The organism is Corynebacterium gallinarum (assembly GCF_014837045.1).
Classification (GTDB): Bacteria; Actinomycetota; Actinomycetes; order Mycobacteriales; family Mycobacteriaceae; genus Corynebacterium; species Corynebacterium gallinarum.
Window position 1 is genome coordinate 536,764 of the sequence record NZ_JACSPR010000001.1, and the last position, 18,230, is coordinate 554,993.

Genomic DNA, 18,230 nt, shown 5'->3' on the forward strand with positions numbered 1-18,230 from the left:
CATGACTTCCCGTTCTGGTCCCGCCTACGCCCGGATCGCCGCTGAGATCATCGCCCGGATCGAGGCCAATGCGCTCTCCCCCGGCGACCGGTTGCCGGCGGAACGTGACCTCGCCGAGGAGTTCGGCGTCGCCCGCATGACGGTGCGACAGGCCCTGGACCAGCTGCAGATGGATGGGGTCATCGGCCGGAAACGTGGGCGTTCGGGGGGTAGTTTCGTCCTGGGCAACCGCCCCGTGGTGGAACTCACCCACCGTCGGGGTATTCTCCCCCAGCTCGATGCCCGCGGGCATGCGGTGATGACCGAGGTGCTCACGGTGGAGGAATTCAACGCCCCGGCCACACTCGCCGCGAAACTGCGCGTGCCCTTCCGGGAGCCGGTGGTGAGGATCGTGCGGGTCCACCATGCGGCGGACACCCCGGTGCTGATCAGCGATTCCCACTTCCCCGCCCACCTGGTGCCCGGCATCGCCAGCATGGACCTCAACGGGTCCCTGGCGGAGCTGCTGGACCGTCACTGGTCCCTGGCCCCGGCGCGCAAGGAGGAGACCCTGGCCCCGGGCGTGGCCACCCCCTTCGAGCAGGAACACCTGGGCGTGAGCACCGCCATGCCGCTGCTGCGCATCCAGCGGGTCACCGAACTGCAGAACCACCGTGTGCTGGAGTACTCCGAGGATGTGTTGCGCTCGGATGCGGCGGCGGTGCGCGTGTCCACGGCGTTCTCCAACTAGTGTGGTGTGTTCAGTCAGGGAGGACACCATGCACGTCTATGACAGGAAGGCCGCCGACACCCGGCAGCGGTTCATCGATTCCGCCTTCGAGCTGTTCACCCGGCAGGGGTACCGCGCAACCTCGATGAATGAGATCGCCCGGCACTCAGGCGGCAGCCGCGCGAACCTGTACCTGCACTTCAGGAACAAACCCGATATCGTGCTCGCCCGGATGCGCGACCTGGAGCCCACCTTCGCAGCACCGTTCACCACGCTTTTCGACGAACCACCCGCCACCCACACGCGGGCCCTCGCGTGGCTCGCCACGATGAAGAACCTCTGGATGGAGGGCCGAGTGGAGTTCTCCGCCATTGAACAGGCCATGGGCGATGATGAGGAGGTGGCCACCGAATGGTGGTCCATGGTGCAGCGGGTCGCCCACTCACTGCCCGAGCTGACAGCAAATCCCACCCGCAGGATGCATTTCATCACCCTGTGGATGGGATTGGACCGTACCTTCCAGTTCGTCTACGGCCGGGGCCACACCGAACATGAGGACCAGATGCTCGACTCCCTGGCCGGGCAGTGGCTGGCACTGTTCCCCAAGCCCGGCCATTGAGTTCCTAGGCCTGCAGGACGATCTTCCCGCAGCCACGGGCGGCGCGGGACACACAGATCATCATGGTGTCATTGGCTTCCTGCTCATCGGCGGTGAGGATGGAGTCGCGGTGATCCACGGCGCCTGAGACCACCGGGGTCTCACAGGTACCGCAGGTGCCCTCCTTGCACGAGGAGATGACGCTGAGACCGACGCGGGCGGCGGCATCGAGGATGGATTCCTCCGCACCGACCGTGACGGTGGTGTCGGAATCAGCGAACTCCACCTCGAAGGGCTCGTCGTCGTAGTCACGCTCGACCACCTTCGGGGCGAAGCGCTCCAGGCGCAGGCTGTTCTTCGGCCAGTGCGCCGAGCTCGCCTCCACCGCCTGCAGCAGGCCTTCCGGACCACAGCAGTAGATGAGGGTGGACTCGGGCACCTCGGTGAGCAGACCCTTGAGGTCCGGGTGGCCCAGTTCATCCTGCGGCACGATCTGAACGCGGTCGCCGTACTGCTCCAGTTCGGAGAGGAAAGCCATGGAGGAACGGGTGCGCCCACCGTAGATGAGCCTCCAGTTCTTGCCGCGACGTTCCGCGCCCTGCACCATCGTCAGGATCGGGGTGATGCCGATGCCGCCGGCGATGAATAGGTAGTTGTCCGCCTCCGTGAAGCGGAAGTTGTTGCGGGGCCAGGAGACGGTGATGGGGGAACCGTCGACAAGCGTGTCGTGGACCGCGACCGACCCGCCGCGGCTGGCGACCTCGCGCAGCACGCCGACGCGGTAGGAGGTGGTGTCGGATGGGTCACCGCACAGGGAGTACTGGCGCACAATGTCACCGGGCAGGTGCAGATCGATGTGCGCGCCGGGTTTCCAGGTGGGCAGCTCGCCGCCGTCGGGGTGCACCAGCGTCAGGGAGACCACGCCGTCGGATTCGGTCGTGCGCTTGTCGACGACCAGCTCCAGCGTCCGCACGGTGGTGCTCTTGGACCGTTCAATATCCTCCAGGTCCCAGGTGACGTGCAGTGAGCGGCGCGCGGGCAGCAGCGCCATCGGCAGGAAGTCCACCGAATCCGGGTCGGTCACGGTGATCGACGGCAGACGCTCGAAGAGCACCTGCAGACCGGTCGGTGCCTGGACACGGGCCAGGGGGTTGCCCAGGCACTTGTGGCGGCCGGTGGAAAAGGCCAGGTGGTCCTGGTAATCCGGGCGGTGGATATCGAACTCGAAGGGACGGTCCACGAAGTTGGGGTCGGTGTTGGCAGAGGTCAGGGACACCTGGATGCGGTCACCCTTCTTGATCTGCGCGCCACCGATCTCGATGTCCACATTGGACAGACGTGAGGTGAAGGTGGAGGAGTTGCGGCGGCGGATGGTCTCCTCGAACACCCGTGGCCACAGCTCGGCCTCCATGATCGCCTCCTCCTTGGCCTCCGGATTCTGCTGGAGGAAGAGGATGGCATTCGCCATGGCCTGGGCGGTGGTATCCGTGCCGGCCGCGGCGAACTCGGTGAGGTGGATGGCGATCTGATCGGAGCCGAGGATGTACTCCCCCTCGGCATCCTTCTGGGAGGCCATGATGGAGATCAGGTCACGGGCCTCTGATTCGCGGCGGGACTCGATGAGTTCACGCAGTTCCAGGTTGGCGGTGATATAGCGGTCCCAGACCACCGCGAGCTCCTCTTCCGGCACCGGCTCGTGGGCGGAGGAGAGGATGCTGAAGAAGTCATCGCGCAGCTGCTTGATGAAGTCGGTGTACTCATAGCCCAACCCCATGTGCGCCATGATGGTCTGGGTGGTCAGCTCAATGAGGTACTCCTCGATGAGGTTGGCCTCGCCGCGCTCCTCGAAGGCGTCGATGAGACGGTGGGCGCGGGCCTCGATCTCCGGCTGCAGCTCACGGATGTCCTCCTCGAGGAATCCCAGCTGCGCCACACCGCGGGCCCTGGTGTGACCCTCCGGGTCGGAGCCGAGCAGGATCCGGGACATCAGTTCCGGGGTGATCACATCCCGGTACTTCTCCGGCACATCCATCTGCGCGGAGTTGGAGGTGGAGGAAAATGACTTCCAGTCGGAGAGCACCTTGATGGCGTCCTCACGTCCGGTGACCACCCAGGCGTTCATGAGTGGGTAGAAGAAGGTGGGGTTGTCGTTGCGGAAGGGGTCGATGTACTTCGCCGGATCGAGGAAGTAGGCATCGGACATGGCGTTGAAGTCATGGGCGACTGGGCACTTGCCCATGGGCGGTGACTGGGTGGAAGTCATGGCTGGGGTGTCCTTCTAGGGGAGTTTTCAGGTAGGGAAACAAGACCCCACCTCAAGGTCTCGGGGGAAACGGTGGGTGGGGTCTTGGGTGTGAGGGTGGTGGTTTTTTAGACGATCGCTGCGGAGATCATCGTGGAGATGCGCTGGAAACGCTCGACGTTCTTGGCTTCATCCATGACACCTGCGGACAGGAAGACGAAGGAGACCTGGTTGTCCGGGTCGACCCAGAAGAGGGTGGATCCGGCACCGTTGTTGCCGAAGGCGTTCGGGGAGGTGAACGGTCCGAAGAAGTTCGGGACCGGGCCGGTTCCGGACAGGATGACCCCGAGGCCGATGTTGCCCTTCGGCGCTGCCCAGCCCATCTCGGAGTTGACCATGGTGTAGAGGTCGTTCATCATGTCACCGGTCTGGAGGGTGGTGGCCTGCTCAATGATGGCCTTGCCGATAAGCTGCTCACCATTGACCTCACCCTTGCGGCGCAGCATCTCGACGAACTTGAACACATCATCCACCGTGGTGGTGGCGCCGACCCAGGGCAGTTCAGCTTCTTCAGTGATGACCTCGTTGAGGCCCTCGATGTCCTCGGGTCGCAGGAATCCGGTGTCAGGGACATAGGCCTTGATCGGGACGGCGCGGTCCTCGTTCTCCTTCGGCAGACCGAAGTTGGTGTCCTTCATGCCGAGGGGTTCGAAGATGAGCTCGCGGGCCATGTCCTGGAAGCTGTCATAACCGTAGGCGCGACGGACCATCTCACCGATGAGTGCGTGGTTGATCGCCGGAGAGTAGTTGACCTGGGTGCCTGGCTCATGGATGACATCAACGGTGCCGATGGCCGTGGCGATCTCCGGGAGCTTCACGCAATCCTGGATGGGCATGCCCGGGTTCGGGGTGGCCGGCATGCCGGAGGTGTGGGTGAGCAGGTTCCACAGGTTGATCTTGTCTTTGCGCATCATGCGGAAGGGATCGGTGCCGAGGAACTCCGGGACGATCTCGACGACGCGGGTGGACAGGGCGAGCTTGCCCTCACCGAGTGCACGGTAGGCCAGGGCATTGGTGAATGCCTTGGACAGGGAGAGGACGCGGTAGATGTCATCCTGCTTGGAGGGGCGCTCGGTGGCGCGCTCGGAGAAACCGTAGGTTCCCTGGAGTGCGATCTCACCGTGCTGGGCGATGATGACGTTGACGCCGTCGTAATCGCCGCGCTCGATATCTGCCTGGATGGTCTCTTCGATGCGCTTGAGCTGTGCTGGGTTCAAAGCCATGTTGGTGTGTGTTTCCTTCGGGTTGAAGATGTTTTGTGGTGAGTGTTGTTAGGTGAGGTACGCGCCGCCGGACGGGGAGAAGACCTGTCCGGTGTAGTGGGCGCCGGCGTCGGAGGAGAGGAACACGAGGGTCTGGGCGACCTCTTCGGGTTCCGCCAGACGCTTGAGGGGCTGCAGGGAGAGCAGTGCCTGGACGTGGTCGTCACCGGACTGGTTCATCATGGCGGTGTTGATGCCCGCCGGGGCCAGGGCGTTGACGCGGATGTTGAACGGTGCCAGCTCGCCGGCGTTGGAGCGGGTCATACCGACCACCGCTGCCTTGGATGCCGGGTAGTAGGCGGGCATCGGCAGGGAGACCAGACCTGCGATGGAGGCGAAGTTGGTGATCGCTCCCCCACCGGCGGCCTTGAGCAGGGGCACTGCGGCGCGGGTGGTGTAGAAGGTGCCGTAGAGGTTGATCTTCATGACACGGTCGAAGTCCTCATCCGGGATCTCACTGAGGAACTCCGGTGCGAAGGGCTCGCCCTTCTTCATGGCCTCGACCATGCGGTGGTTGATGTCATCGACCCACTCCACCGCGCGACGGGTGGGAACACTCACGCCGGCCGCATTGACCAGGGCGTGCAGCTTGCCGTGGTTCTCGCGGACCTTGTCGAATGCCTCATTGACCGCTGCGGAATCGGAGATATCCAGGGCGATGACGGTGACATTGTCCTCAGAACCGAGTTCGCGCTCGAGGTTGTCCTGCGAGATGTCGAGGGCGTAGACATACGCGCCCTGCTCGAGGAACGCCTTCACCGTGGCCAGGCCCATGCCCGATCCTGCTCCGGTGACCACGGCGACCCTACCGTTGAGTGAACCTGCATTGCTGTGAACCATGAAACCTCCATCGGTGCGTGTGCTGTGGAACACATTCAACACAATCACTAGACAAGTGTCCAATGGTCTGTGGAAAATGCAGGTGGTGACACTGCAGACGTACGCAAATCACCCCAATCTGGGGTTATTGTGAAAAGCATGAACTGACTTGTCCCACATCCGTGCGGTCAAGATACCCCGGCCCCACTACCCCAGGGGCACTGACATGCGGCCATCCACCTTGAGCCCAGCCCTGAGTAAACATCCGGTTAATCTGCGCGCGCCGGAGGATAACGGAACCCGGCACCGAGGCTGGGGTGCAGATGTTACTGTCCTTTCGAGGGGGCGCCGGGACTACTGATGAAGCCCCCGGGGCTGATTCACTACCGAGACAAAGTGCTCTAAAGGTGAGTAACGTTCTGACATATTTTGCGATCTTTCACGTTGGCCACACGGCTGGTGAGTGTCCCCGTCCCCCGCGACCAGAACGATAACCGCCATGACAGCAGCCTCACGGCTGAACAGACCCCACCCCAGAGCATTGCAAGAAACCCGATTACAGATAATCTCAACAAATATAAACACACGCATAATGCCGTGCTGCACGCAGTTTCGCCCCGATACATGCAGATAAATAGCACAACGCACTCACGGTTATCATGAGCATCAAAGTGAAGTCACCCAGTTGTCTCCTCAACGGTTACCCGGAGGGGCACTCCTGGTGAAAGGCATCAGAATCAGAACCACGGAGAGTACCGCGAGTAACCACGCCACATAATGCGGGGCTTCGAGCTGGAAGGCAACAAGAAGCCCAAGCACTGCGAGCGTTGCGGAAATCTTCTGGCCAAGGGGCATACGGTCACTCTACTTATGGTCGTGGTCACCCACTGGGGTCTCATCCGCCCTGGTGTACCTGTTCCAGAAATTCCTCCAGCCCGGGGGCCTCCCATCCAACAGGTACTGACCACATCTGGACCCATTCAGGCCTGATTCTCTCCCGTTCATCCTCAAGGAACAGGTGTGCCATCTCCTGATCCAGCGTAGCCAGAATCAGGGACTGGCCTGGGAACACGAAGGAAATCGGGCCGGGATCGGTGAGTGCACCATGGAACACGAGATGCACCGTCTCCCCCTCCGCTGCATCTTGCAGTCCCGGTTCCCGGCTGGTGATCTCCTCCCATTCCAGGAAGTGCTCCTCCAACCTCCCGAGTGATTTTAAGAGCTTCTTTATGCGCGAGGTACCGCGGAGTAATCCGACGCAGCATTCCACCCCGGTTTCCTTTTCGGATATAAACAGCAAGGTAAGTCGAGGTGAATCCATATAACCGACCACTTCCGTATTGTTGATCTCTCATATCCCTATCCACAACTCACCACCGGAGGAGGAGACCTTCCGTTGAAGTTAACCAGTTATGCGGGCTTCGGAAAAGCTAAAACCCAAACCCCAGACCTACCCTGGATGACCGGGTACGACTGGGGTTAAGGCGTCGATAAGCGCTTAGAGGAAGCGCTTCGGCACCTCGGGCTCCCCGAGGGAGAGCATGAGGCGGTTGGCCCAGTTGAAGAAGGCGACCGAATTGATCAGGTCGACGATCTGCAGGTCGGTGAACCCGGCGCTGCGGAGTTGTTCCACAGACTGCTGGTTGAAGGCCATGGGAGTGGCGGTCAGGGCGCGGGCGGCGTCGCGGATGACGTTCCACTGATCGGAACCGAGATCGGCGTCGACACCGTTGTCAATGAGGGCGTTGACATCATCGAGGCGCTCCGGGGCCTCCTCGACGGAACGGCCGGCGTGCACGGAGGCGCAGTAGACACAGCCGTTGTACCGGGAGGTAACGGTGGCGGCGATCTCACGCTCGGCGCGCCCCACCCCCTCACCGTCGGTGTTGTAGAAGATATCCAGGTCGGTCAGGGTGCGGGCCTTCAGCGCCTGGGGGTCGCGGGCGAGCAGACGGAAGTACGGCATGTCGGCGCGCTCAGGCTTGATAAGAGAATCGAGCTGCTCCTCGGTGAGATCTGCCTTGGCCACCGGCTCCACCCAGGGCTTCCAGCCGAGCGCGTGGTTGACAAACGCCTCGGGGCGGTTGATGTCCTCATACGTGGTGATAGGGAAACCCTTGTCGGACAGGGTCCACTCGACCTCCGGCACGGCGAGGCGTCCCTTGATCCTGACCTTGATGTCCTCGCCACCCAGGGTGCGCAGACCGTAGGCCACGCGCAGCTGGAAGGTGAGGAAGCTGATCAGTTGGGACAGTGACACCGTGTCATCCGCACTCCAACCGGCCTCGGAGAGTCGACCGAGCACCTCGGGGCGGGAATCACGCGGGTGGAACACCAGCAGATGGGCGTAATCGAAGGCAGCGGCCAGGCGCTCTCCGAGCACCGAGGCGTCGGTGCGCACGGAACCACCCGGCTGGGATTCGGCGGCCAGGCCCGGCTCACGGTAGGTGCCGTAGGGTCCGGCGGACAGGGTCGCGTCGATGGCGTCAGTGACGGCGTGGGCCAGGGTGGTGGGGGCGTCGTCGAGAAGCAGATCCGAGTAGAGCTCGACCGCGGGGGTGAACTGGTGCAGGCCTGCCACGTAGGTGGCCACGGCATAACGCTCCCCGAAACTGAAGGTGCCCGGATTGATGGGCTCGAGGAGTGCCTCGAAGCTCTTCTGGGCGTTGTCGCGCGCCTGGGGACGGTTGTCACGCAGGTGTGGAAGATCGGTGCCGACAAGCATGTCGATGATGTCTGCCATGAAAATATCTCCTGTTGAACGGCGTGTTAGAGGCCGAGGTTGAGGTCACCGCCACGGTACCGGGATCCCGGGATCGCGTCGATGAGCTGGCGGGTGAAATCGGACTGCGGATTGTTGAACACATCCATCGTAGGACCGTATTCAACCTGTTGTCCCCGGCTCAGAACGGAAACAGTGTCGGATATCTCACGAACCACCGCGAGATCATGCGAGATGAACACATAGGTCAGCCCCAGTTCCCGCTGCAGATCATCGAGCAGTCGCAGGATCTGCGCCTGGACGGTGACATCGAGGGCGGACACCGCCTCATCGAAGACAACGAGCTCGGGTTCCAGGATCATGGCGCGGGCGATGGCCACACGCTGCCGCTGGCCACCGGAGAGCTCACGTGGGCGACGCGAGGTCATCCTGGGATCCAGTGCCACCAGGTCGAGGTAGTGCTCGACCTTGGCGTTGATCTCCTGTTTGGACAACTTGGTGAAGTTGCGCAGCGGCTCCCCGATGGTGGCACCGATGGTCTGGCGCGGGTCCAGGGAGGAGTACGGGTTCTGGTAGACCAGCTGCACCTCGCGGCGGAACTCCCGACGCTGCGTCTTGTTGAGCGTGGTGGTGTCACGGCCTGCAATGGTAATGGAACCCGAGGTGGGTGTGTTGAACCCGGAGATCGCACGGCCGATGGTGGTCTTGCCGGAACCGGACTCGCCGACCACCGCGTGGGTGGTTCCGGGCAGGACCTCGAAGGAGACATCGTTGACGGCGACGAAGACCTCGTCCTTGCCGCGGGCGTATTCCTTGCGGAGGTTGTCCACCACCAGCAGCGGGCCCTTGGCACGGGCCTCAGCGGGGTCGACGGCCGGCACACGTGTGGCGATATCACCGATGCTCAGCGATGGCGCATCCGCCAGCAGCTGCCGGGAATACGGGTGCTGGGGGTCGGTGAGGACCGATGCGGCGTGTCCATGTTCGCGGACCTCGCCCTGCTGCATGACGACGATCTGATCAGCACGGTCACCGGCGACAGCCAGGTCATGGGTGATGAACAGGATGCCCAGACCGAGTTCGGCCTGCATCTCCTCCAGCAGATCCAGGATGATCTTCTGCACCGTGACATCCAGGGCAGAGGTGGGTTCATCGGCGATGATCAGGTCCGGTTCCAGGGCGATGGCCGCGGCGATCAGTGCACGCTGTTTCATACCGCCCGAGAGCTCATGCGGGTACTGGTCGTAGCGGACCTCGGGGTTGTCGATACCCACGCGCTCCAGCAGTTCAATAACCCGCTTCCTGCGCTCCGCCGTGGTTCCGCGACGGTGAATGTCCAGGCCCTCCCCCACCGACGCACCGATCGTCTTGACCGGGTTGAGGGAGTTATTAGGATCCTGCGGGATCAGACCGATCCTGGTGCCGCGGATCTCCCGCCACTCACGCGGTGTCAGACCCACCAGGGACTTTCCCTGGAAACGGATCTGGCCGGAATCCACCTCGGCGTTATCGGCCAGCAGACCGATGACAGCCTGCGCGGTGGTGGACTTACCGGAACCGGACTCACCCACGATGGCGGTGATCTGGCCCGGGTGCACGGTGAGGCTGACGTTGTTCACGGCGTGCACGACACCCTTGGCGGTGCCGTAGGAGACGACCAGGTCCTCGATCTCGAGGAGAGGTTGGGTGGCACCTGCTGGTTGGCCTGGGGAGCTCGCTGCGGAGTTCGTGGCAGACAGTGGGGTACTCATCAGGGTTACGCCTCCTTTCGGATGATGCGGCTGAGGTAGTTGGCGGACAGGACGACGACGATGATAACCAGACCTGGCAGGACCGTCAGCCACCAGGAGGTGGCCATGTAGTCACGGGCATCGGAGATGAGCAGGCCCCACTCCGGGGTCGGTGGCGGTGCACCGTAACCGAGGAATCCGAGGATGGACAGCTGCAGGATGGCGGACCCGAACTGCAAGGCGGCCAGGGCCAGCACCGGGGTCAGGGAGTTCGGCAGGATGTGGCGGAACAGCACCTGCACCTGGGTGCCACCGGAACCGTAGGCGGCCTCGACGAAATCAGAACCCGCGACGGTGATGACCTGGGAGCGGGCCAGGCGGGCGAAGGTGGCCACGGAGGTCACACCGACCGCGATGGCGGCGTTCATGGTGCCGTATCCCAGCAGGATGATCACCGACAGGGACAGCAGCAGCGCCGGGATGGACAGCAGGACATCCACAAAACGCATGAGCAGGGTATCCACCCAGCCACGCTGCGAACCGGCCAGCAGGCCGATCAGGGTGCCCACGATCAGGCCGACGAGCACCGCGATGAGCGCACCCAGCAGGGTTTCACGCGCACCGTAGACCACGCGGGCGTAGAGGTCACGGCCCACCGAGTCGGTACCGAACCAGTGCTCACCACTGGGGGCCAGCAGCGCGGTGGTCTGGGAATCAAACGGGCTCTGGGAGGTGAACAGGCCCGGGATCAGCGCCATGAGAACGGCGAGGGCCAGCACCACGATGGACAGGATCGCGCCGGGGCGGGTCCACGGGTTGGTGGCAGTGCGACGTTTCCGGGCGACATCGGCGGTACCGGTGCGCGGGTTGCCGAGCACCAGCTTCTTGGGGATCTGTGCGTTACTCATGGGTTATGCCCTCTCCCTGTGGCGCAGACGTGCATCGAGGACCGGGTAGAGCAGGTCGACGATGAGGTTGATCAGGACGTAGATGGCGGCGGCGATGACGACGATGGCCAGCATGACCGGGGTGTCACGGTTGGCCACGGCGTTGACCGTCATGGCTCCGATGCCGGCGCGACCGAAGACGGTCTCGGTGACCACGGCACCGCCGACGAGTTCGCCGAAGAGGATGCCCGCCATGGTCAGGGTGGGCAGCAGGGCGTTGCGGAGCACATTGCGGAAGAAGACCCACATCTCACTGGCACCACGTGCGCGCACCGCGGCGATGAACGGCTGGTTCTTCACCTCTTCGATGGAGCGGATGAGCACCTGGGCCAGCGGGGCTGCGATCGGGATGGCCAGGGTGATGGTCGGCAGGATCAGGGCCTGGCCGGTGCTGGCACCGATGACCGGGACCCACCCCAGGCGGAAGGACACCACCTGGATGAGCATGATGCCGAGCCAGAAGCTGGGCAGCGAGACGAAGAACGGGGGCAGGGCATTGAAGAAGGCACGCAGCCAGGCGAACCGGTCGAGGGTGGCCAGGATGGCGATACCCAGTGCGAGGATCACCGCGAGACTGAACGCCAGGACGGCCAGGGTGAGGGTGCCGGGGAAGGCCTCGGCGATCATGGTGGCCACCGGGGTGCCGTACTGGACGGAGTACCCGAAGTCACCGGTGAGGAAGCCTCCCAGTGCCAGGAAGAACTGGACGATCAGCGGTTGATCGGCACCATAGGATTCCCGGATGTCCTGCAGCTGGGCAGGTGACAGACCGAGGTCGGGGCTGGCATACCGTGCGCTGACGGCATCACCCGGCAGCGCGGACAGCAGGATGAACGCCAGGACGAAGGTGACAAGAAGCACCACCACCGCCTGACCGATGCGACGCAGAATCTGTGCGGTGGTCATCTAGTCCTCCTTCTTGCGGGCTGCTGCATCAGCGGTTCCGTCAGGGTCAGTGGTGTCGGTGTCTCCCTCAACCTCACCGGTTCCGTCATCCTCGACGGAGAAATCCAGGTAGGTCTCGTAGAAGTCCGGTCGGCCGATGACCTCCGGGGCGAAACCCTGGACATACGGCTGCAGGCCGTAGACGACGGGTTCCTCGAACAGGGGCAGCGCGTAGGCCTGTTCGGTGATGTAATCCTGGGCCGCGGCAGACGCTGCGGCACGGTCCTCCTCCTTCGGGCTGGAGGCGATGGCGAAGAGCAACTCCTCCAGCTTCGGATCGCCGATGTCCTCGGTGCCGTCCTCGGAGGTGGTGAAGTTGAGGAAGGCGTTGCGGTTGGTGGAGTAGAACTTAGACTTCAACACGTCGTAGTCGGCGCGGCCGACCATGGAGTGACGCACCTGGATCTTGTCCATGTCCAGGGAGTCCGCGGTCTGGGTGGCGTGGTCACCGGGGTTGAGGTTGATCTTGACACCAATGGCGGCCAGCTGGTCCTGGACCATGGTGGTCACCTCGCGGGAGCGTGGCTGTGGGACGGCCTCGTTGAAGGTCAGTTCGAGGATCTGGCCGTCCTTCTCCCGCCAGCCGCTGTCACCCATGACCCAGCCGGCGTCGTCGAGCAGACGTTCGGCCTCCGCCGGGTCGTAGTCGTAGGCGCCTTCCTGCTCCTTGTAACCCAGGGCGTTGGACGCCAGGGTCGAGGTGGCGAGCTTGTAGGAGGGGCTGAAGAGCACATCCATGATGGTCTCGCGGTCCACGCCACGGATCAGTGCCTGGCGCACGCGGATGTCCTGGAGGAGGGGGTGCTTGAAGCGGAAGAAGTAACCGTTGTTGACACCACTGGTGGAGTTCCAGACCACGTTGAGGCCCTCGTCGATAAGGTGTGCCTCCACGGGTGCCTCGATCTGGCGGGCGATGTCGGCCTGCCCGGAGACCAGCGCGCCGGTGCGCACGGACTCCTCGGCGGCCAGGACGTACTCGATCTCCTCGAGTTTGGCCGGTCCCTGGTGGTCACGCGACGGTGGTGCCCAGTTGTAATCCTCACGGCGGGTAAGGGTGAGGTTGGTGCCAAGGGTCTCAGAGGTGATCACGAAGGGCCCGGAGCCGATGATGTTGACGGCGTTGCCCGGCGCGAATTCCTCGGTGCTCAGGTCCAGGGTGGCATCGGAGTAGAGGCCGGCGTTGAAGGAGCTGGTGGCCTGGGCGAAACCCGGTGCCGGTTCGGTGAAGTGGAAGCGGACGGTGTTCTCGTCGATGACCTCGCCGTAGTCATAGCTGGTGATCTGCTCGGAGGTGGTTAGGCGGCGGTCCTTGTCGCCCTTGCCGTAGAGATCGAAGTTCTTGACCACGTTCTCGGCCGTCAGGGGGGTGCCATCCGAATAGGTGACATCGGTGCGGATGGTGAAGGTGAACTCGGTGGCGTCCTCGTTGATCTCCGGCAGTTCGGTGGCGATCCAGGGCTTGAGCTCAAGTGTCTCGGGGTCCTGGTAGAGGAGGCGGTCGGTGATGTTGTTGACCACGGCACCATTGGGGTAGAAACCGGCTGACGGTGGGTAGAGGGTGGCGAAGAATCCGGGCTCCAGGTAGGTGAGGCTGTTGCGTTCCCCCTCCTCGGCGGGTGCGGTGGCACAACCGGCCAGGACCGCCAGGCTGGTGACCATCGCGGCGACTGATCCCGCCACTTTGGTGAACCGGGCGGTATGCTTTCCGCGACCGGTCAGTCCATTCGCCTGCAGTGGGCGTCGGCCCCGCATGTGCTGTGCTAACACTGGCGTTTCCCTTCTGGATTCGACATTTACTTTCCTCGTCATTCATTGAGTAGACTTAGAAGTTAACACATAATTAGACTGATCGGTACTATTGCAGTAGACCAACTTGTCTAGCACAGGCACTATTTCTTTCTGAGCAGGAGTTTCCCGTGAACCAGTCCCCGCACACGCCCCCGGCAGAGGTCGCGATCATCGGTGTCGGCCCGCGGGGCATCTCCGTCATCGAACGGATCGCCGCCCAGCTCACCGCAACCTCCGCGCAGAAAGACCCGGAGCGCGGCCTGGTCCTCCACCTCATTGAGGACTCCCAGATGGGCGCCGGCAACATCTGGCGCACCGACCAGACCCGGACCCTGTGCATGAACACCCTGGCCGGTGCGGTCACCCTGTTCACCGAACCCGGATCCACCGTCACCGCGCCGGTGGTGGAGGGCCCCACCCAGTACGACTGGATCCGTCTGCTGCGTGGTGACGCCGACGACACCCTCACCGATATCCCGGAACAGGCCATCGAGCTCTTCCGCGCCCATCCCCCGGCACCGGAGGTCGCCGAGGATTTCCGTGAGGAGATCGACCAGACCGTCCCGCAGTCCAACCCTTCGCGGGCCCTCTACGGCGCCTACCTGCGGTGGGCTTTCGATGTTGCACTCGCCCTGCTGCCGGACTGGGTGCAGGTGGAGCAGCACCACGCCCGCGCGGTGACCATCCGCGAGGACGGTGACCGGGATGTGATCACCCTTTCTGATGCCAGCATGGTCACCACCGACGCCACCGTCCTGGCCGTCGGTTGGCAGACTCCGGCCCCCAACGCCGAGGAGCAGTCCCTGGCGCAGGCCGTCGAGGAGCACCCCGAGCTCATCTGGATCCGCCCGGGCAACCCGGTGGAGCAGAACCACCGGGACATCCCCGAGGGGGAGACGGTGCTGGTCCGCGGACTCGGCATGGGGTTCTTCGACATCATGGCCCTGACCACGATTGACCGCGGCGGCATCTTCCACGAGGATCCCACCACCCGTTCCGGCCTGCGCTATGAACCCACCGGCCGGGAACCCCACTTCGTCATCTCCTCCGGGCGTGGCTATCCCTACCTGCCCAAATCTGATTACAAGTCGCTGCCGCCGTCCGCGAAACTCGCCCGCCTCAAGGCTGTCATCAGTGCGCTCAAGGCCCAGAACCGCGGCGTCGCCTCCATCAACTACGACACCGAGGTGTGGCCGGCGGTCGCCCGTGATGCCTACGAGGCCTACTACGAGAACCTCCACCGCGTGAACCCGGAGGCCATCGCCACCTCGCTGGAGGCCATCACGGAGACGATCGATGCTGTGGACGTCGACAAGCTACCCACCGCGCTGCGCCCGCACGTCACCTCCCCCGACCACGTCTTCGACCTGCACGCGTGGGAATACCCCCTGGCCGGGGTGAACGGCACCGTCGAGGATGTCACCGCGCGCATCGCCGCGAGCATGGCCGAGGACGTCCGGCACGCCGAACTGGCGTGGGACAGCCCGCTGAAATCTGCCCTGTGGTCGATCTCCGCGTCCCGCAAACCCAGCAGCATCCTCGGCGCGGAGGGCCGTCTCACCTTCGAATCCCGCCGCAACCGCTTCGCCGCCGTCATGGCGATCGGCCAGATGGTCGGGTCCGGCCCGCCACTGTTCCGCACCCGCGAACTGCTCGCGCTTGTCGACGCCGGCCTGGCCACCTTCGCCGGCGCCCGCCCACAGGTCAGCGTCCAGACGGCACGGGACACAGGAAAGACGGCCACGTGGCAGCTCACCTCCCCCACCACCGGCGACACGCCACTGCGCTCCCGGGTGCTTATCGACGCCTGGATGCACAGCCCAGACATCCGCGTCCCCGGTGACCCACTCGGCCAGGCACTCATGGCCGACGGTCGCGTGCGCCCCTTTGCCAACTACACCTCCGACGGCACCGAAGCCCCCTCCGGTTCCCCCGAGGTGGACCCCGACACCCGCCTGCTCGTCCACCCCAACGGCGACCTCGATCCACGGGTGCAGCTGATCGGCATCCCCACCTACGCCCAGCTGGCCGACACCACCATCTCCCCCATGCCCGGCACCGATCCCCTCATGCTGCAGGAGACAGATAAAACAGCGGTGGATCTGCTGCGCCGGGTGGGCCTGGCGTAACCGCCGGGATAGAGTCGGGGGTTGGGCCTCAGACAGCCTCACAAACAACCAACCGATTCCCCCAGGAGTGATAGCCATGTCCACAGCACCCACCGGGTACACCAATTTCAACGGCGACTTTATTGAATTCGGTTCTCCCGAGGCCCTCGCGGAGGAGGCCCGCACCACCGCACTGGACAAGGAACACGTCTTCCATTCCTGGTCCGCCCAGGACAAGATCACCCCGAAGGCGTGGGCCACCGCGGAGGGTGCGCTCCTCTATGACTATGAGGGCAGGGCCTTTATCGACATGGGATCCCAGCTGGTCAGCGCCAACCTCGGCCACAACCACCCCGCGCTGGTGGAGGCAATCCGCACCCAGGCCGGTCGCATCACCAACCTCAACCCGGCGTTCGCCAATGACATCCGCTCCGAACTGGCCGACCAGATTGTCGCGTGCGCGCAGGGGGAATTCTCCCACGTGTTCTTCACCAACGGCGGTGCCGACGCCATCGAACACGCCATCCGTATGGCCCGCCTGCACACCGGCCGTAACAAGATCCTGTCGGCCTACCGCAGCTACCACGGCGCGACCGGATCCGCGATGATGCTCACCGGCGAGCACCGTCGCCTGGGCAACCCCACCACCGACGGCGACATCTACCACTTCTGGGCTCCGTTCCTCTACCGCTCCTCCTTCTTCGCCGACAACGAGGAGCAGGAGTGCGAGCGCGCCCTGACACACCTCGCGGAGACCATCGCTTTCGAGGGCCCGGGCATGATCGCCGCCATCGTCATCGAACCGGTCGTCGGTTCCTCGGGCATCATCGTCCCACCGGCCGGATACCTCGCCGGTGTCCGCGAGCTGTGTGATCAGCACGGTATCCTGCTCATCGCCGATGAGGTCATGGTGGGTCTGGGCCGTACCGGTAAGTTCTTCGCCTATGAGCACGCCGGTGCGGATGTCCAGCCGGACATGATCACCTTCGCCAAGGGCATCAACGCCGGTTACGCCCCACTCGGTGGTGTGGTGATGACCCGCGCCATCCGCGACACCTTCGGCCAGCAGGCCTACTCCGGTGGACTGACCTACTCCGGCCATCCCCTGGTTGTGGCCCCGGCGCTGGCCGCACTGAAGGTCTATGAGGATGAGAAGATCTTCGAGCGTGTGGCCTCACTGGGCGAAAGCCTCATCGGCCCCCGCCTGGCCGAGACCGCGCAGAAATACGCTTCCGTGGGCGATGTGCGAGGCATTGGTTTCTTCTGGGCCCTGGAGTTCGTCAGCGACGCCGGGACCAAGACCCCGGCTGGTGCCGAGGCCATGGCCGCCGGTGCCGCCGCCCTCAAGGAACACGGCGTGTGGCCGATGGTCTCCGGCCACCGGTTCCACATCGCACCACCACTGATCACCACCGAGGACCAGCTGGAGCAGCTGCTGGAGGCCATCGACGCGGCAGCCGCCGCCGTGGATGCGGAAATCTTCGCCCTGGCGCGTTAGGAACCGTGATCAGCCCCGGTCCGCCAGTTCCACCCGTGGACGCACATCCACATTGGTGATCTGGGTGGTCTCCCCCGAATCCACCACAAAGCGGATCGCGCGGGCCACCTCCACCGGCTCGATGTACCACTCCGGCCGGTACTCGCCTCCCTTGTCCTCGACCAGGCCACGCAGCATGGGGGTGTCGGTCGGTCCGGGGCTGACGGTGGATACCCGTACCCCGGCGGTGGATTCCTCCCTGCGCAGCGCATCGGCCAGACCCCGCAGGGCGTGCTTGCTCGCTGAGTAGATGGTGTTGCCCGGGTGGGCGCCGGTGCCCGCGCCGGAGTTGATGAACACGATCTGCCCCTGTGCCTCACGCACCGCCGGCAGCAGCTGGCGGGTCAGTTCCGCCGGCACCACCACGTTGAGATCCAGGTGGTCGTGCCAGTCCCGCACCGTGGCGGATTCCACGCTCCGGTTGTGGGCGATCGCCGCGGCATGGACGAGGACATCCACACGCTTAAGATCGCGCAGCGCGTCGATTCCAGCCCCGTCACCGCGGAGGAGATCGGAGACCATATCTGCCTCCACCGTCACGACATTGTCCAACTTCTCCAGCTGGGCGAGCACCTCGACATTACGACCGAGTGCATAAACCCTATGGTCACGGGATAGATCTCGGACAATTTCCACGCCCATTCCACCGGTCGCCCCGGTGACCACTGCCACTGTTTCACTCATGATGGTTACTCCTCGAGAAATAGTTTCTACCTGAAAACAGGTGTAGCTGTAGGAACTGCGATATTAATTATCTCAATCC

General features: G+C 63.9%; 14 protein-coding genes. 4 read left to right on the plus strand and 10 right to left on the minus strand.

Features of this window, described 5'->3' with window-relative positions; translation table 11 throughout:
- Position 1: 1 nt before the first annotated feature.
- Both H9627_RS02355 and H9627_RS02360 read left to right on the plus strand, forming a co-directional pair.
- A complete protein-coding gene (locus tag H9627_RS02355) occupies positions 2–730 on the plus strand; it encodes a GntR family transcriptional regulator (RefSeq protein ID WP_191732402.1) in 729 nt (242 codons plus the stop codon).
- 28 nt (positions 731–758) lie between these two features.
- Positions 759–1,328, plus strand: a complete 570-nt coding sequence (locus tag H9627_RS02360; protein WP_191732403.1) for a TetR/AcrR family transcriptional regulator — start codon at positions 759–761, stop codon at positions 1,326–1,328.
- A gap of 4 nt (positions 1,329–1,332) precedes the next feature.
- Here the strand turns inward: H9627_RS02360 and H9627_RS02365 are convergent, their stop codons facing one another.
- The 9 genes from H9627_RS02365 to H9627_RS02405 form a co-directional block, all read right to left on the minus strand.
- Entirely contained in the window at positions 1,333–3,570 is a 2,238-nt protein-coding gene (locus H9627_RS02365) for a cytochrome P450 (protein ID WP_191732404.1), read from the minus strand.
- 107 nt (positions 3,571–3,677) lie between these two features.
- A complete protein-coding gene (locus H9627_RS02370; RefSeq protein WP_191732405.1) occupies positions 3,678–4,832 on the minus strand; it encodes a serine hydrolase domain-containing protein in 1,155 nt (384 codons plus the stop codon).
- 48 nt (positions 4,833–4,880) lie between these two features.
- Entirely contained in the window at positions 4,881–5,711 is an 831-nt protein-coding gene (locus H9627_RS02375; protein ID WP_191732406.1) for an SDR family NAD(P)-dependent oxidoreductase, read from the minus strand.
- 874 nt (positions 5,712–6,585) lie between these two features.
- Complete coding sequence (locus H9627_RS02380; protein WP_191732407.1) at positions 6,586–7,011, minus strand: hypothetical protein; 426 nt, start codon at positions 7,009–7,011, stop codon at positions 6,586–6,588.
- 177 nt (positions 7,012–7,188) lie between these two features.
- On the minus strand, positions 7,189–8,433 hold the full coding sequence (locus H9627_RS02385; protein ID WP_191732408.1) for an alkylhydroperoxidase domain protein: 1,245 nt from the start codon (positions 8,431–8,433) through the stop codon (positions 7,189–7,191).
- Positions 8,434–8,459: 26 nt separating this feature from the next.
- Complete coding sequence (locus H9627_RS02390) at positions 8,460–10,163, minus strand: dipeptide ABC transporter ATP-binding protein (protein WP_225213359.1); 1,704 nt, start codon at positions 10,161–10,163, stop codon at positions 8,460–8,462.
- A 5-nt stretch (positions 10,164–10,168) separates the two neighbouring features.
- Positions 10,169–11,050 (minus strand): ABC transporter permease, encoded by an 882-nt coding sequence (locus H9627_RS02395; RefSeq protein ID WP_191732409.1) that lies wholly within the window; start codon positions 11,048–11,050, stop codon positions 10,169–10,171.
- A gap of 3 nt (positions 11,051–11,053) precedes the next feature.
- The gene (locus tag H9627_RS02400) at positions 11,054–11,995 is read right to left on the minus strand and encodes an ABC transporter permease (RefSeq protein ID WP_191732410.1); all 942 of its coding nucleotides are present in this window, start codon (positions 11,993–11,995) and stop codon (positions 11,054–11,056) included.
- Positions 11,996–13,693, minus strand: a complete 1,698-nt coding sequence (locus H9627_RS02405; protein ID WP_191732475.1) for a TIGR04028 family ABC transporter substrate-binding protein — start codon at positions 13,691–13,693, stop codon at positions 11,996–11,998. It abuts the gene before it with no gap.
- Positions 13,694–13,950: 257 nt separating this feature from the next.
- Here H9627_RS02405 and H9627_RS02410 point away from each other — a divergent pair, with 257 nt between their 5' ends.
- Both H9627_RS02410 and H9627_RS02415 read left to right on the plus strand, forming a co-directional pair.
- The gene (locus H9627_RS02410) at positions 13,951–15,951 is read left to right on the plus strand and encodes an FAD/NAD(P)-binding protein (protein ID WP_191732411.1); all 2,001 of its coding nucleotides are present in this window, start codon (positions 13,951–13,953) and stop codon (positions 15,949–15,951) included.
- Positions 15,952–16,027: 76 nt separating this feature from the next.
- Positions 16,028–17,428, plus strand: a complete 1,401-nt coding sequence (locus H9627_RS02415) for an aspartate aminotransferase family protein (protein ID WP_191732412.1) — start codon at positions 16,028–16,030, stop codon at positions 17,426–17,428.
- Positions 17,429–17,437: 9 nt separating this feature from the next.
- On the opposite strand, the gene H9627_RS02420 is transcribed toward H9627_RS02415, so the two are convergent.
- Positions 17,438–18,151 (minus strand): SDR family oxidoreductase, encoded by a 714-nt coding sequence (locus H9627_RS02420; RefSeq protein ID WP_191732413.1) that lies wholly within the window; start codon positions 18,149–18,151, stop codon positions 17,438–17,440.
- Between the last annotated feature and the right edge of the window lie 79 nt (positions 18,152–18,230).